The sequence below is a fragment of the Pleomorphovibrio marinus genome, assembly GCF_003347495.1.
Classification (GTDB): Bacteria; Bacteroidota; Bacteroidia; order Cytophagales; family Cyclobacteriaceae; genus Pleomorphovibrio; species Pleomorphovibrio marinus.
In genome coordinates this window covers 1203881-1218384 of the sequence record NZ_QCXY01000001.1, presented here as the reverse complement: position 1 = coordinate 1218384, position 14504 = coordinate 1203881, and the positions used below count along the sequence as shown (strand labels likewise).

Here is a 14504-nt window from a genome sequence, read left to right as displayed (position 1 = left end):
AATTGTATTAATAAACTTGATTCAATCTCTAATGTCAGTTGTTGTTTTCTTTCAGCTAATTTTGCCAACTTCTGCACAAGAAAAGCCAACCCCATTTAAAGACGTGAGTGCTTCTTCGGGGATTGACCATATCTTTGAAGTATATGAGGGCACATTTGGTGGTGGCGTGGTAGTATTTGACTTCAATAACGATGGGTGGGAAGACCTTTTCATAACCGGGGGTGTGGGGGATGACCAGCTTTATCTCAATAAGGGGGATGGTACATTTGAAAACGTATACGAAGGATCTGGCTTAAAAACACCAAAAAAATACGTCACCCAAGGAGCCATTTCTGCCGATGTAAATCGGGATGGATGGAGGGACTTGTTTGTAACCACCATTAAACTAAGGGACAGTAAAGACCCTATTCCCAGGGCTGAAAACTTGCTATTTATCAATAATGGCGACGGAACCTTTAGGAACGCCACAGAGGAATTTGGACTAGATAGGTACCAGACTTTCAGTACTGGGGCCATGTTTGGGGATATCAACAATGACGGTTATCCCGATATTTTCGTGGGCAACTATTTCAATATGTTTGACGGCAAGTTGCACATCATGAATGACGCCATCATCGTGGGATCCAACCAAATGGCAGAGGGTTTGTTGCTGATCAATAAAAAAGGGAAATCCTTCGAAAACCAATATGAAAAATATGGGTTGGGCTTCAAGGGTTTTGGATTTGGAGGGGTGTTTTCGGACTACGATAATGACGGTGATCTGGACTTGATTGTCAACCATGATTTTGGGTATAAATCCATACCCAACCAGTTTTTTCAAAACCAATACCCGAAAGCAAGATTTTTGGATATAGCGGACTCTATGGATATGGATTTGCCAATTAATGGCATGGGCCTGGCAGTTGGAGACTACAATAACGACGGCTACCTGGACTATTATTTTACCAATATACGTGCTAACCCATTTATGGTGAACCAAGGCCCCGGAAAGCCCTTTTTAAACCAAAATGAAGAACTGGGAATCAAAATAAACATGATTAGGGAAAAGGGAAGACCAAGCCTTCCCATCAGTTGGGGGGCAAATTTTGCCGATTTTAACCATAATACAAACTTGGAACTGTTTGTGGCCAATGGGGCATTAAATCCGGAGGTATTTCCTATTCCCAATTATTATTTTGAACTGGAAAATGGCACCTATGTAAATAAGGCCTCAGAAAAAGGGGTAAATGACAGAGGACTTAGCAGAGGTTCCGTGGTGTTTGATTATGACAATGATGGGGATTTGGACTTGCTGGTAATCAATCAATACCCCGTAAATGACGGACTTACCTCTATTCCCTCCTCATTACTCTATAGAAATGATGCGAGTGAGGGAAACTGGGTAAAAGTGGCCCTTCAAGGCAGGGACACCGACCTGAATGGGATTGGGTCCAGGGTGGAAGTGGTGATAGGAGACCTTACTATGATTCGTGAAATAGATGGAGGCAGCAGCCATCTTTCACAGAATTCCGTGATAGCCCATTTTGGTCTGGGGGATGCAGAAAAAGTAGATACTGTCAGGGTAAAATGGCTGGGTGGAGGTGAACAAGTAATGGTAAACCAACAGGTAAACCAACTCCTCAGCATAGAACAGGTGCCTTCCGCCAGATTCCCTTATGTTTGGCTGTTAGCTTTGCTAATTGCTACAGCGGTCATTCTGTTTTTCCTTAAGCAGCGCAAACCCTTATCGGACTAGAAGCTTTTCCACCAATTGCTGATGGTGGGATTTGGCTATCACTAAATAAACCCCGGGTTTCAAACCCAGGCTTTCCACTATTAATTCATTTCCCGTGGCTGTAGGAAATTCCAAGACCTTTATCAAATTCCCATTTGTAGAATGTAATCCAATTTGATAGCCTGAGGTAGAAGGCGGTAATTTTATCCTTAAGGATTCTCCTGCTGAAATGGGATTGGGAAAGATTTCCACTTTGATTTTCTCCCTGGAGCTTGGAGCTGCTAAAATAACATCCTCAAAATAAGCCTTGGCATGTTCAAAGGCTGTTTTGCCTACTTTCTCTCCTATGATCCTACCAGGTATATCATCTATTGGAGGATGAATTCCCCCCCAAATCCTGGAAAGGCTACATTGGTCGGAGGCATCCACATACCTTGCCCACTCCAAAACCACATCGGTACTAGGACCTTTTTCGAAAACCAAAAATTCATTTTCTTTGGCATGAAATTCGGCTAATCCCCCCGGAAAATAGTCATCGCCAGTAAGCATGGTCATTACCCTGGCAGCTGCCCTAGAGAAGGTAGAGTGCCCTGAAATATATCCTGCAAAGGGGGGTGTAACGAATGTGGGACGCTGATACGGCCACCAGTTTTCTGCCAATATCCAATCGACTCCTCCGATATCCTCTGTGGTACGTATGAAATCATGGCCCCGCCAAGACCTGACCTTTATTTTCCCTACATGCTCAGCTTGCTCACCTGCCAGCGGATCTTCTGTCCCCACGAGTTCTATAAAGCCTTTTTCTAACTTCATACCATGAGGGTGAAAATTGGGTAAGGTATCTGAGCTGGATTGACCCATTTTGCCCATGTACCTGGCAGCGGTAATGGGCCTTACATAATCATAATACCCCTTAATACTCCAAGCGGTAATTGCCGCATCGTGCATGGCTCCGCCAAGTGTGAAATAACCCTTTACCTCCCATTCCATACGATCCAACACTTCTCCCTTCCCTTCAAATTTCCTTTCGAAAAGTGGGTGGTCGCTAACGTAATTAAAAATAGAAAACCAATGACCAGGAGGGGTTTCCGAGTCAGGGCCATCTGCCCAAAATTCGGCCAGAACCCGGGTGTAGTCTCCCCTGGGCACAACCTGGGGCTGATACGGTTCGCCTGTGAAGGGATTAAGCGAATATCCTTTCCCGATATCCCCCCCATTTAGTTTATCAAAAAACCGCTTGTAATCCTCTAGATTTTCTGGAAACTCCTCCTCTTCCACATTTCCCATTGCTCCAGGGGATATATCCCACATCACCCCATCCTCATGATCCAAATGTGCTGACCAGTTTACCACAAATTCAAAATTCCATATATATGCTTCATTATCCTCATGGTCATCCGGATGAAGCATTGCCGGTGGCCCAGGATCATGATAAACCCAGCATTCTCTTCCCTTTACCTCATGTTTGCTTACATCCGTTTCCTTCAACGAAAAAGCTAGAAGCTTTCCCCACTCTGCACCCAGAAAGGGTGGCGTGCCAGCGGGTATTTGATTCCCCGACTGGTCGATAAAAGTTTCGAAGGTCAACGGCTGCCAAAGATTGGGGTCATACAGCTCCGCAACTCCAGGTTCACTAAGAAGCATGGGTGGGTTTCTAGGTACATATTCGAGGTTTTGAAAGGCTCCCCCTTCGTTTGAACCATCCTGTAAACCAAAAGCGATGATTTGGGAAGCAAGGAAATTTCCAAAAGCTGCTGGGTTTCCGTTTTCGTAATCCTCGTCCAAATAGGTCCTATCAAAACCTTTCACCTCCATTAAGCTATCGATATGTGCATAGGTAGTTTCCCATCCCGGGCTATTACGGAACCGAAAACGGATAAGTCTGTAGGAAGCAAAACTTATCGCTACCTCACTTGCTATTTTTGCATCCTCATAGGAAGGAATTCCCTTGAAAGGAATGGTGTACTCTCCATGTGCATGGCCTAAAAAATAAGGATTTCCTTTTTTGGAATATACAGCCCAAATGTCATACATGGCCGCAGAAAGGTGAAATAAATTCCGGGCGTGGACAGTGGGACGGGCAAAATCATTTCTTATCGCCAGAAGTAAGGCCTCATTCCAATCCCGTGCCACCGTCTGTTGCCCCAATAAGTCATTCCTTAAGACACAAAATAACACCAAGAGTAAAATTATTCCCTTATATGGCCTTCCCCAGCTCATTCCTTCTTGAATTTTAAAGGTTTAATGGAAGGATGCGAAGGAAATTGTACCACATACAAACCTCGAGGTAGATTTTCGGGCAAGTTCACCGTAAGGACAGAGTCTTTGGCTATGGATTCACCATCCACACTTTGACTCAAAATAACCTGGCCCAAAGTGTTAATCACCTCCACTTCTATACCCCCTGGGCTCGTAAGTCCAGCAATGCTTAAATTAAGGTGCTTGCTGGTGGGGTTGGGATACAGCTTGAAACTGGAAATAGGTGCTTCCTTTTCTAAATTGGTAATGAGGGATTCTTGGTCTATTTCCAGCAACTGATTAACGTCAACATCATAAAACCGTTGCACATCACCCCCTATCCATCTTACATACAAAGAATCCACCCTATCCAGCTGCGCTAAACCAAAATGGGCAATAGTGCTGTTTTGGGAAATGTGGCTAGATCCACCATCTATCTCTCTAATCAATTTCTTGCCTTGGGCATATGCTTCTACCCTGGAGCCTATACCATTCCTATCCGATTTTCTTCCCCTAAGCTTTACTTTCAGCCAGTTATTCCCAAACCCTTCATTTCTATACAGTTTCACCCCAAAATTAGTAAAGGGCATTTCACTATTGCCGATCTTAGTCTGGTTCACTACCAAAAGATCCAAATTGCCGTCATTGTCAAAATCGAAGGTAACTGAACCCCTTCCTATGGAAGCGTCGGATAGGCCCAAGGAAGGCCCGTTCAATATGAACTGCCCGTTGAAATTTTCCAAGATCAAATTGGGGTTGGGGAAAATTGTGGGGTTCAGGCAGCCATTGGCTACAAACAAATCCAGATCCATATCGTTGTCATAATCAAAAAAATTCGCTCCCCAACTGATCGTAGAGACCTCACGCCCATCCAGGGTATGAAGATTTGGGTGGGAGGTGCCCAATTCCCTGGTTTTATTCTGAAAAGGCTGGTCCCTTTTCCCTTGGCTTACCAGCAAGGGGCTAGAGGCTATGTTGGAGATAAAATAGTCCAACCATCCGTCCATGTTGAAATCTCCAATCCCCACACCCATGGCATTTATAGCCAGGTCAAAGCCCATTGCTTTGCTTACATCCGTGAACTCCTGCTTGGGGAATTCGTTTCTGTACAACAGATTAGGGGTTGCCTGGTAGCCGAAATCATTGATGACTATGAGATCCATATCCCCATCATTATCGTAATCAGTGAATACCCCTCCAAACCCAAATCCAGTATGGGAAAAGCCGTAAGTTTCAGAAACTTCTATGAACCTGCCACCACCTGAGTTCAGGTACAGGAGGTCATGGGCCGGTGCCCTGTCACCTTCAGAGATGACACCCATTTTCTCATCCAACCTCCCCCCAAACCGGTTAAAAAAATTACTGACATAAAGGTCTGGGTAGCCATCATTATTAATATCCCCAAATGCGGCTCCCGTGGAGAAGGTAATTTGGTCAAGCCCATAACTTCGGGTTCGGTTCACAAATTTTCCGTTGCCCGTGTTGATATATAAAAAATTGGAGGTGGCCTCGAATCTACCATTCGCTACCTTTGCAATCGTCGTGATGAAAAGATCCACAAGCCCGTCCTTGTTGACATCCGCCCCTATTGCGCCTTGTGTAATAACCCCCTCTAGATCTTCAAAACCGGCATCCTCTGTAATATCCGTAAAAGTTCCATCCCCATTGTTCCTATATAATGCATCCATGCCTTCTCCTCCGGTAATGAAAACATCCTCGAATCCATCATTATCAAAATCCAAAACTGCAGCTCCACCCCCAAAAATGCCTTGGAAAATTTCAAAAGCATGATCGATTCCAGCTTGTTGGGTTACATCCGTAAATTTTCGCTGGGCATTTACCCCCTCACTGACAAATAAGGCGATTATGAACAAAGGAGCCTTCCACATATTTTACCGCACTATTTGAAACCGACTTTCCCTTCACCGTAGAAAACAGGGGCACCCGACCGGGTGCCCTTAATGGTTCATCAATATCCAGGATTTTGTTCAATATTAGAAAACCCGTCCATGGCAGATTGTGGAATCGGCCAAAGGTAGTTTCGGGACGGATCAAATTGCCTGTTTTCCAAGGTAGGAAGCGAGGGGATAACTTCCTCGGCAGTCCTCCATCGGAGAAGGTCGAAATACCTGGTACCCTCCATGGCAAACTCTATCCTTCTTTCGTGCCTAATTTCCTGCCTCATCTCTTCTTGGCTCATCCCCTGTCTGAAATCAGGCATCCCTGCTCTTGCCCTGATTTTATTTACTGCCTCATAGACAGTGGCAACCGGACCGGAAACCTCATTTTGAGCTTCGGCATACATGAGCAGCACATCGGAATACCTCATTAAGACCAGGTTCACTGGGCTATTGCTTTCCCCAGTATTCCCGGTTTCAGATACCCATTTCCTACTCCTCATCACTACACCATCAGGGCTAGTGACTGCTGAGCCATTTACAAGGAAGTTGGTTGGGTTTTCCAATATAACACCTCGGTATTCATCCCCCGGAAAGAAAAAGGTCCACCTAAGCCTGGGGTCTCTATTTTCAATCTCATTTTCTGGATCATATAATGGGGAATCGGAAATGGGAAGACCATCGGTCATGTAATAGGCATCCAACAAATTCCTGGTATAGGTAAAAGACCCCCATCCTCCTCCAATAACCACATTGGAAGGTGCATAATGGGTTTGTAGAAAACTTCCTTCCCCTCCTGCATCCGTCATATGTTGGATACTGAAGAAAATTTCGGGGCTTTCCTCATTAGTCCCCCTAAAGAGTCCTTCATAATCATTATCAAGGTAAAAATGAGCCCCCTCTTCATCAATGAGTTCTTTAAGAGTAGCGGCAGCTTCTGCCCATCTATCGTTATAGAGAAGAACTTTCCCTTTTAATGCCAGTGCTGCCTGCTTTGTGGGCCTTCCATTTTGACCATTGGTTGGCGTATACTCAAGGTTATCTGCGGCAAAATCTAAGTCTTGCAACACCAAGTTGATCACTTCTTCCTTAGTGCTTCTTGTCAAGGCCTCTGCCTCCTGATTGGAAATCATGCTGGTCACTAAAGGTACTCCCCCATAAACTGCGGCCATCTCAGAATAGATAAATCCTCTCAAAAACCTCAACTCTCCCATCCACAATGCCGCTCTTTCTGGAGTGAGATCCTCAATGGTCCCCGACTCAATCGCCTCCATGATGTTATGGATCCGGGCCAGCCCTTGGTAACCAAAATTGTATTTCCACCCCACTATGCCTCCTGAAGTAGGGCTCATGGTTCCCCTGGCAATTGCCGTAAAACCGTGTTCCCAGTCACAACAAAGTACGGCGTTGTCTGTCGCGGAATCGAAATGTGGCTGAAGCTGTACAAAAGAGCCCCCCCAAATATCTCCTTGGAAAATGGGGTAAATCCCATTGATCCCAACCATAATGTCATTCTCGGTTTGGAAAAACCCTTCTGCCGCTGCAAAGCCTATTGGTTCCTTATGCAAAATATCATCACTGCATGCGATAGGTAGGCTCAATAAGAAACTAAATAACCCGATTACGTATAGTAACTTTCTCATGATCTTTCTAATTAAAAATTAACATTTAAGCCCCCGGTAAAGACCCTCAAATTGGGATAGGAATTGGTTCCTCGGTCTGCACCTGGAGGCCTCTCAGGATCTAAATAGGGAAATTCGGTGAATGTCAGCAAATTACTTCCATTTACAAACACCCGAAGGGACTGTAAAAAGGTCCGTTCGAGCAGTGCCTGAGGCAGCGTATAACCAATTTGCAAATTCTTCAAGCGAAGAAAGGTCCTATCATATAGCCAAAAGGAATTGTCCACACTATTGCTGGGTCCGTTGGAGACAAACATCCTGGGCATGGAAGCATCGGGGTTTTCAGGTGTCCACCTGTCTTCCCAAAGCCCTACTAAGCCTGAGGTGTTGAAAAACGGGGCTGCAAGCTCTTCACTGGAATACCCATGGTATCCTCCTGCACCTTGCCAAAGGACAAACAGATCAACTCCCTTATATTCCACCCTAGAGTTAAAGCCAAACAGCCATTCCGGATTCTGCCAACCCATCACCACCCTGTCATGCTGATCAATGATTCCATCAGGCACTCCCTCAGGACCACTGATATCGGCCAACCTTACGTCTCCGACACCATAATTGGGATCCAACAAGGAATGATTCGGCGCATTATCGAACTCCTCCTGAGTTTGGAAAATCCCCAATGACTGATAACCAAAATACGAATTAATTGGGGAGCCTGGCTGTATGATCATCCTTCCCTGAATGGCCCTATCCAATTCACTGGGTATACTAGGGTTCAACTCCATCACCGTACTTTTCACATTGGTCAAATTACCACCAAAGGAAAATTTAACAGGCCCAAAATTGTCCATGTAGTTGATGTTCAACTCCCAGCCTTCGTTTCTTACTTCTGCAGCATTGGAAATTTGCGTAGTAAACCCAGTTGTAATTTCGGTAGGTAGGTCGTACAATATACCTGAAGTATACCTATTAAAATATTCCGCCTCAATGTTCAACCTGGATTCAAACAATCCCAGGTCTATCCCTATGTTGGTCATCTCCGTGGACTCCCAGGACAAGTTGGGGTTCCCCAGTTCCGTAATGGCGGCCCCGGGTACTATTGCGCCACCAAAGCTGTAAGACTGAGTTAGGGAAAGATTGCGTGCATACCTGAAGTCACCAATATTTTGATTACCCAGCAAACCCCAAGAAGCCCGGACTTTCATAAAATCCACAAAGCCAACTCCTCTCATAAAGTCTTCCTCGGACAATACCCAACCCGCGGAAAAAGAAGGGAATGCTCCCCATTTGTCCCTTAGGAACCTGGATGTCCCATCGTACCTCATATTGGCCTCAAATAAATATCTTTCGTTAAAATTGTAATTCAACCTTCCAAAATAAGACTGTAGCGCCCAAGTAGTTCCTTCTTCATTATTCGTGGCTGTGGAGGCATCCCCTGATGACAGTGTCTTTACGTTGTTGGATATTTGTCCAGCCCTGAAAGTGGAAAATTCATCACTGTTGTGTTCCTCTTGGTTGTAACCAACCAACACATTGAAATTGTGGTCCCCAAAACTCTTTTGGTAGGTAGCCTGAAGCCAGGTCGTGATATTCAACCCTTGTTCGCTGAACCTGTTCCTACCCCTAAGTGGAGCCATCTGTATGGGAACCTCAGTGATGAGATCAAAATGCTCCACCATGTTGTTCCAGGTGGCTTGGTTAATAGTCCTGTAATTCACTGCTGCTGTACCCCGCACATTCAGGCCTTCCATCACTTGGTAATCCACATAGGTGTTCCCTAAAATATGGGTGTCTATTTCCCCAAATTCCCTGGAAGCGGCTACTGCCATGGGATTGGCCCTTCCTGCCAGCCCTAATGGGGATGCGAACCTTCCCTGACTATCATAGGGTGTGTTAAAGGGTAAACCCTGAATGGCTAAGCCTGCCACGTTACCGTCCCCCAACACGTTGCCACCGGGAGCGTTCATTTCTCCACGGGTAAGGGAGAGGCTGGTACTGACCCTGATTTTTTCGGTAACCTCTGTGTCTAAGTTGAGCCTAGTGTTGTATCGCTGAAAGGTGGAATTGGGAATGGTGCCATCTTGATCCAAATAGCCAAACGAAAACCTAAAGTTAGTTTTTTCTGTTCCTCCAGAGGCACTGAAATTATGCTGTTGCATCATAGCACTTCTGAAGACCACATCTATCCAGTCTGTATTAATACCTCTTTGCCTAAACCCTTCTATATCTTCTGGTGAAAATCTTACCGGATTTCCAAAATTAGTAGCTCCCTCATTCCATAGCTCGGCAAACTGAACGGAGTTCGTAACCATTTCGGGCAATCGGATAGCTTCCGAGGAACCCATGAACCCACTATAGTTAAAATTGACCTTTTCACCTTTGGCGGCACCTCGTTTGGTGGTCACTAACACTACCCCGTTAGCAGCCCTAGAGCCGTAAATGGCCGCAGAAGCCGCATCTTTTAACACGGTCACGGTTTCGATATCGTCTGGATTGATGTTGTTCAGCGGAGCCTCAATTCCATCCACCAATATTAAGGGAGAGGAGTTATTCAAGGTTCCTATACCCCTGATATTCACTTGGACACCATCTCGTCCTGCCTGACCGGAATTTTGGTTGATATGAACTCCTGAAACCGTTCCTTGCAATGCTGTGGCAGCACTAGTGATGGGACGGTTTTCAATGTCCCTATTACCCACACTAGCCACAGAGCCTGTAAGGTTTGCCTTTTTTTGCGTTCCATAGCCGACCACTACCACCTCGTCCAATGCCTGGGCACTATCCGTCAGGGCTACATCTATCACTTGCTGGTTACCCACTTCTACAGTTTTACTCTCGTAGCCTATAAAAGAAAATACCAGCCTGACCCCCTCTGGTACTGTAATGGAATAATTGCCATCAATATCCGTGACTGTACCGATATTGGTGCCCGGAACCGAAACAGTAGCACCTGGAATTGGTGACCCATCACTATCCACCACCTTACCGGTGATGGTCACATCCATCTCATCTTTGGTAGTTGATGAGGATACTGGGTTGCTGGAAGCCAGCAGCGGCCTTTCTAACTGAACAATAGTCGGTATATTGGTTTTAGTTTCATTCTGGGCCATTGCCCCGAACCGGAAACCAAATACCAATCCAACGATAGAGATAGAAAGCAAACCGAATCTCGACCTTCGTAAAGTTTCATTCATAAGTTATTTGGGTTTTGTTTTCATTGATTTTTCTATGACTTGTCTTTAGTATACCGCATACGGGATTTTTCTATGGAGATGACCAAAGAAAGTTATTTTTGAATGGTGATAATGCTGCGTAAGAAACAAATTCCTTTATTGTCTTGAAAAGACAAAATTGAGCCATTATTGAAGTCTGATTCTCAATTTTAAATAATATTATCTAGAAAAAAAAGGAAATATTGTTTAAGGTTCATAAAAATTACACCTGTAATTTATTCAGGGTTATCTGGCTATGGATACAATTTCAATATATCTTGTTCTTTTGTAATAACCATCAATAAAATTAAAGCCAATGCGAGTTTATATATACCTGTTTGTATTGTTCCTAGGCACCTTTTCCATTAATGTCAAAGCGCAGATAGGTAAGCGGTTACCCTCTGAAAAAAAGGTGATTCAAGACCCCGTGACTGGGGCTGAGCTTCATTTTTTAACCAGCACCCCAGTAGGGGACTCAAAAATCTACCCCACCCACTCCCAGTGGACCTCCGATGGTAACTGGCTTGTCTTCCGTAGCCAAAGAACCCCGGGGGAGGCTTTGGCGGTAAACGAGCAATCGGGGGATATGGTGCAGGTGACCGAAGGGGGATATGTGGGCATGCTCACCCTTTCCCGAAAAGAAATGAGGCTCTACTTTATGCAAAAGTCCGCAGAAGGTGGTGATCTTCTGGTAAAATCCGTGGATCTGAAGAGGGTCTTTGAAGATAGTGGTAAAGGTGAAATGAAACCTAAAGAAAGCTACCAAAAAACCCACGGCCAAATCCCCTCATCCATGGCAAACGGGGCGGATATGGCACTCGATGCCCAAGAAAACTTCATCTATTTCAAAACCTCCACATCGTATGCCTCCGAACAGGCCCCAGCTGAATTGGTCTCCGAGGATAATTTTGGTCCAAGGAACATGGGCGCCGGCCCGGGAGCCATCGCAAAAATGAACCTGGCAAATGGGGAAATCCAACATGTGGTTAGCGTTCCTTTTCAGGTAGGTCATGTACAGGTTAACCCCTGGGTAACGGGAGAAATCGTGTTTTGCTGGGAAACAGGTGGAAAAGCACCCCAACGAATGTGGACGGTAATGGATGATGGCACCCAACTTAAGCCATTATTTCCCGAAAGTGAATTCGACTGGGTGACCCATGAGGCAGTCATCACCAAAGACGAGGTGGCTTTTGCCATTATGGGACACAGACCCATTGTCACGGGGGAAGGGCAAACGGAGGGGGATAGGGAAAACCCAGGCCAGGAAGCTTCTTGGGGGCCATCAGGGACAAGGGCTAGACCAACTGGATTGGCGATAATCAACCTGAGAACAGAGGAAATGCGAATAGAGGGACAGACAGAAAGTGGCAGCGGGCTTTGGCATGTGCACGGCTCCCCTGATGGCAAATGGGCAGTGGGAGACGATTTTGCGAGGAACCTCTACCTGATTAACAGGGAAACCAAGGAAATGAAGTTAATCAGTTCCGGTCACAAATCCAGTGCCCAGGATCACCCTCACCCCACTTTTCATCCTGATGGGGACCGATTCCAAATCCAATCTGCCATGCTTTCGGAGGACGGCAAATCCATGAATATTTGCGTGGTGAGGATACCGGAAGATTGGTAAAAAGCGGCTATATTAGGAACCATATAAGGTATATAAGGGCATAGAAGGGGGACTTATTCCTTATATTTTCTTATATGTCTTATATGGTTCAATTTCATTTTCTCCATCGAAGAACGGGTATAGCCTTATTCTGTCCTTCGAAATTCCAACTGCACCCACCTTCCCCTGGCATAGGCAAATCCATCCCCTTCCGGCACCAAGCCATTCGATGCGTTGTTTGCCTCTACCCTTAAGATGTCTCCCTGTTCAAGTGCTACGCCTTTCCAGGTAGCCCTGTCCTCCTGAAAATCAACCCCTGTATAGAGATGTTGATAGTCCGCAACAAGTCTGCCCTGTACCCGGATTTTATAACTGGGTTCCCCATCGAATTCCGTCAATGTCGCCAGTGTGAGGTCATAAACTCCCGTAGGCCCCTCAAATGCTGTCTGCACGGCAGCCCATTGGTCAGGATACTGAATGGAATTAACGGCTAGGGCCGCTCTTCCCTTGTCCTTATAAAAAGGGACAAATCCGGGCACTTCATCAATCTTCAGGTCAATTGCCTTAATCACAACATCCTGGGCGTGGGTGGTGAAAACCACAATCATTGCTATTAATAGCGGTGCTACTATCTTTTGCATGGGAATCAAGGTTATTTGGTATACGGTATACAATAACCGATTAAAAATTGTCATTTCAAAACATGATCTACTTATAGCAATAAAAAAAGCTATGAAACACTGTCTCATAGCTTTAGTCAATTAACTATAAACCCAAAATAACCTGCTGTAGGGGAAGGGTTCGAACCTCCAAGGGGCAGTTAGGCGAACCACGAGCTCCATGGTTGCTTTATGCTTAAATCCCCACCCCCGAGACCGGAGGGCATGTTTGCCAATTTCATCACCCTACATTTTGTGAGCAAAAGAACTTCTGTCTTTGTTTGATGTTACAAAGGTAAAGAATGATTTATTTTATTCGCATTTTTTCAATTAAAATCATTTATTTTTACATTTTTTTTATCATTTGGGTGATTTTGTTAATATTTCAGAATTAAAGATGGTTCAAAATCTTGGCTTTTACAAATGTTTCAAAAATGATAGGACAGTCTAATTGCATCAAGAGGTATAAGCCTCAGGCCAAAAGAATCCGTAATATCCCTGGCTTTGGTGGGTGACCTCGAACCAAATTGAGTGACTTCAACAGCCCTTTGGAAATGCGGTTGGATAGAAAATTCTGCAGAAATAGAGATACGTTGATGAAAATGATGTTTTACACCAAAGAAAATTGAACCGGTGTAAAGATATACATCTTGCTTTTCGGAATATACCCTGTCTGTCAACCTAAACCCCGTGGTCTTGCTCTTGAAGCTTCCATATCCAAAACCAACATCAAACCCTGTATAAGCCATCATTCGGTTATTCAATGGCTTTTGCCATTCTTTTCCGACTTGAATACCATACATATTGGTAAAGTTATTATTTAGGGAAACCTCGTCATCCCCTGGCCCATAGCTGAAATTATTCAGCACGTTAATCTGTAAGCGGAAAGCCCCTGGGCTAGCGTCACTTTTTTGGGTGTGCCTTCTGTAAAACAAAGACATTGGAGCTGACCCTTCCAAAAAGGGCTTTACATCCACAGAAAGTTCATGTTTGAAGCTTTCATAGTCCATGAATTCCGAAGTTTCGATTTGCCCAAACAAGGCACTCAATGAGGACAAAAACAGCGTCAGGGTTAGAAAGGGTAAATGTAGTTTCATGATTTTCAATAGGTTTGTTTAAAGATTCATAGTTGGATTATACCACCCCCAATAAGGCCCTTCTATTAAAAAGTCAAGCACAATCCATGAACAACACTAATAATGGATATAACTATTGTATGTAAATTTTTTAAATATGAAGGATCAAAAGGATAATAAATTAATTTTTTAAACCTTAAAACTAAATAAAAACGCCAATAAAACTAAAAAATTAACATGAAATCAAATAAAAAAAGCTATGAAACACTGTCTCATAGCTTTAGTCAATTAACTATAAACCCAAAATAACCTGCTGTAGGGGAAGGATTCGAACCTCCAAGGGGCAGTTAGGCAAATCACGAGCTCGATGATTGCTTTTTGCTGTACTCCCCACCCCCGAGACCGGAGGGTATGTTTGCCAGTTTCATCACCCTACATTTTTGTTTGTCAAAGACCTTTTGTCTTTGTTTGATATTCCA

At 44.5% G+C, this 14504-nt stretch carries 8 protein-coding genes; 2 read left to right on the top strand and 6 right to left on the bottom strand.

All coding sequences use genetic code 11. From position 1 onward, the window contains the following. The first annotated feature begins 31 nt into the window (after positions 1-31). Positions 32-1735 (top strand): CRTAC1 family protein, encoded by a 1704-nt coding sequence (locus DB520_RS05010; protein WP_114748507.1) that lies wholly within the window; start codon positions 32-34, stop codon positions 1733-1735. Here DB520_RS05010 and DB520_RS05005 read toward each other — a convergent pair. The 4 genes from DB520_RS05005 to DB520_RS04990 all read right to left on the bottom strand — a co-directional run bounded on the left by DB520_RS05005 (position 1724) and on the right by DB520_RS04990 (position 10666). Next, entirely contained in the window at positions 1724-3934 is a 2211-nt protein-coding gene (locus DB520_RS05005; RefSeq protein ID WP_114748506.1) for a T9SS type A sorting domain-containing protein, read from the bottom strand. The two genes, DB520_RS05010 and DB520_RS05005, sit on opposite strands and share 12 nt — an antisense overlap. Next, the gene (locus tag DB520_RS05000) at positions 3931-5841 is read right to left on the bottom strand and encodes an FG-GAP-like repeat-containing protein (RefSeq protein WP_114748505.1); all 1911 of its coding nucleotides are present in this window, start codon (positions 5839-5841) and stop codon (positions 3931-3933) included. The genes DB520_RS05005 and DB520_RS05000 overlap by 4 nt, the downstream gene beginning before the upstream one ends. An 80-nt stretch (positions 5842-5921) precedes the next feature. Then, the gene (locus DB520_RS04995; protein WP_114748504.1) at positions 5922-7493 is read right to left on the bottom strand and encodes a RagB/SusD family nutrient uptake outer membrane protein; all 1572 of its coding nucleotides are present in this window, start codon (positions 7491-7493) and stop codon (positions 5922-5924) included. 11 nt (positions 7494-7504) lie between these two features. Further along, the gene (locus tag DB520_RS04990; protein WP_114748503.1) at positions 7505-10666 is read right to left on the bottom strand and encodes a SusC/RagA family TonB-linked outer membrane protein; all 3162 of its coding nucleotides are present in this window, start codon (positions 10664-10666) and stop codon (positions 7505-7507) included. Positions 10667-11000: 334 nt separating this feature from the next. On the opposite strand from DB520_RS04990, the gene DB520_RS04985 reads away from it, so the two are divergent. Then, on the top strand, positions 11001-12311 hold the full coding sequence (locus tag DB520_RS04985) for a TolB-like translocation protein (protein ID WP_114748502.1): 1311 nt from the start codon (positions 11001-11003) through the stop codon (positions 12309-12311). Between the two features lie 125 nt (positions 12312-12436). On the opposite strand, the gene DB520_RS04980 is transcribed toward DB520_RS04985, so the two are convergent. Together DB520_RS04980 and DB520_RS04975 are read right to left on the bottom strand one after the other, a co-directional pair. Continuing rightward, positions 12437-12931 (bottom strand): hypothetical protein, encoded by a 495-nt coding sequence (locus tag DB520_RS04980; protein WP_157971934.1) that lies wholly within the window; start codon positions 12929-12931, stop codon positions 12437-12439. A 446-nt stretch (positions 12932-13377) separates the two neighbouring features. Then, complete coding sequence (locus tag DB520_RS04975) at positions 13378-14046, bottom strand: hypothetical protein (protein WP_114748500.1); 669 nt, start codon at positions 14044-14046, stop codon at positions 13378-13380. Positions 14047-14504 lie beyond the last annotated feature (458 nt).

Bases quoted from the DNA above. Each gene is read 5' to 3' on its own strand.
- DB520_RS05010 (WP_114748507.1), top strand. From the start codon at position 32: ATGTCAGTTGTTGTTTTCTTTCAGCTAATTTTGCCAACTTCTGCACAA.
- DB520_RS05005 (WP_114748506.1), bottom strand. From the start codon at position 3,934: ATGAGCTGGGGAAGGCCATATAAGGGAATAATTTTACTCTTGGTGTTA.
- DB520_RS05000 (WP_114748505.1), bottom strand. From the start codon at position 5,841: ATGTGGAAGGCTCCTTTGTTCATAATCGCCTTATTTGTCAGTGAGGGG.
- DB520_RS04995 (WP_114748504.1), bottom strand. From the start codon at position 7,493: ATGAGAAAGTTACTATACGTAATCGGGTTATTTAGTTTCTTATTGAGC.
- DB520_RS04990 (WP_114748503.1), bottom strand. From the start codon at position 10,666: ATGAATGAAACTTTACGAAGGTCGAGATTCGGTTTGCTTTCTATCTCT.
- DB520_RS04985 (WP_114748502.1), top strand. From the start codon at position 11,001: ATGCGAGTTTATATATACCTGTTTGTATTGTTCCTAGGCACCTTTTCC.
- DB520_RS04980 (WP_157971934.1), bottom strand. From the start codon at position 12,931: ATGCAAAAGATAGTAGCACCGCTATTAATAGCAATGATTGTGGTTTTC.
- DB520_RS04975 (WP_114748500.1), bottom strand. From the start codon at position 14,046: ATGAAACTACATTTACCCTTTCTAACCCTGACGCTGTTTTTGTCCTCA.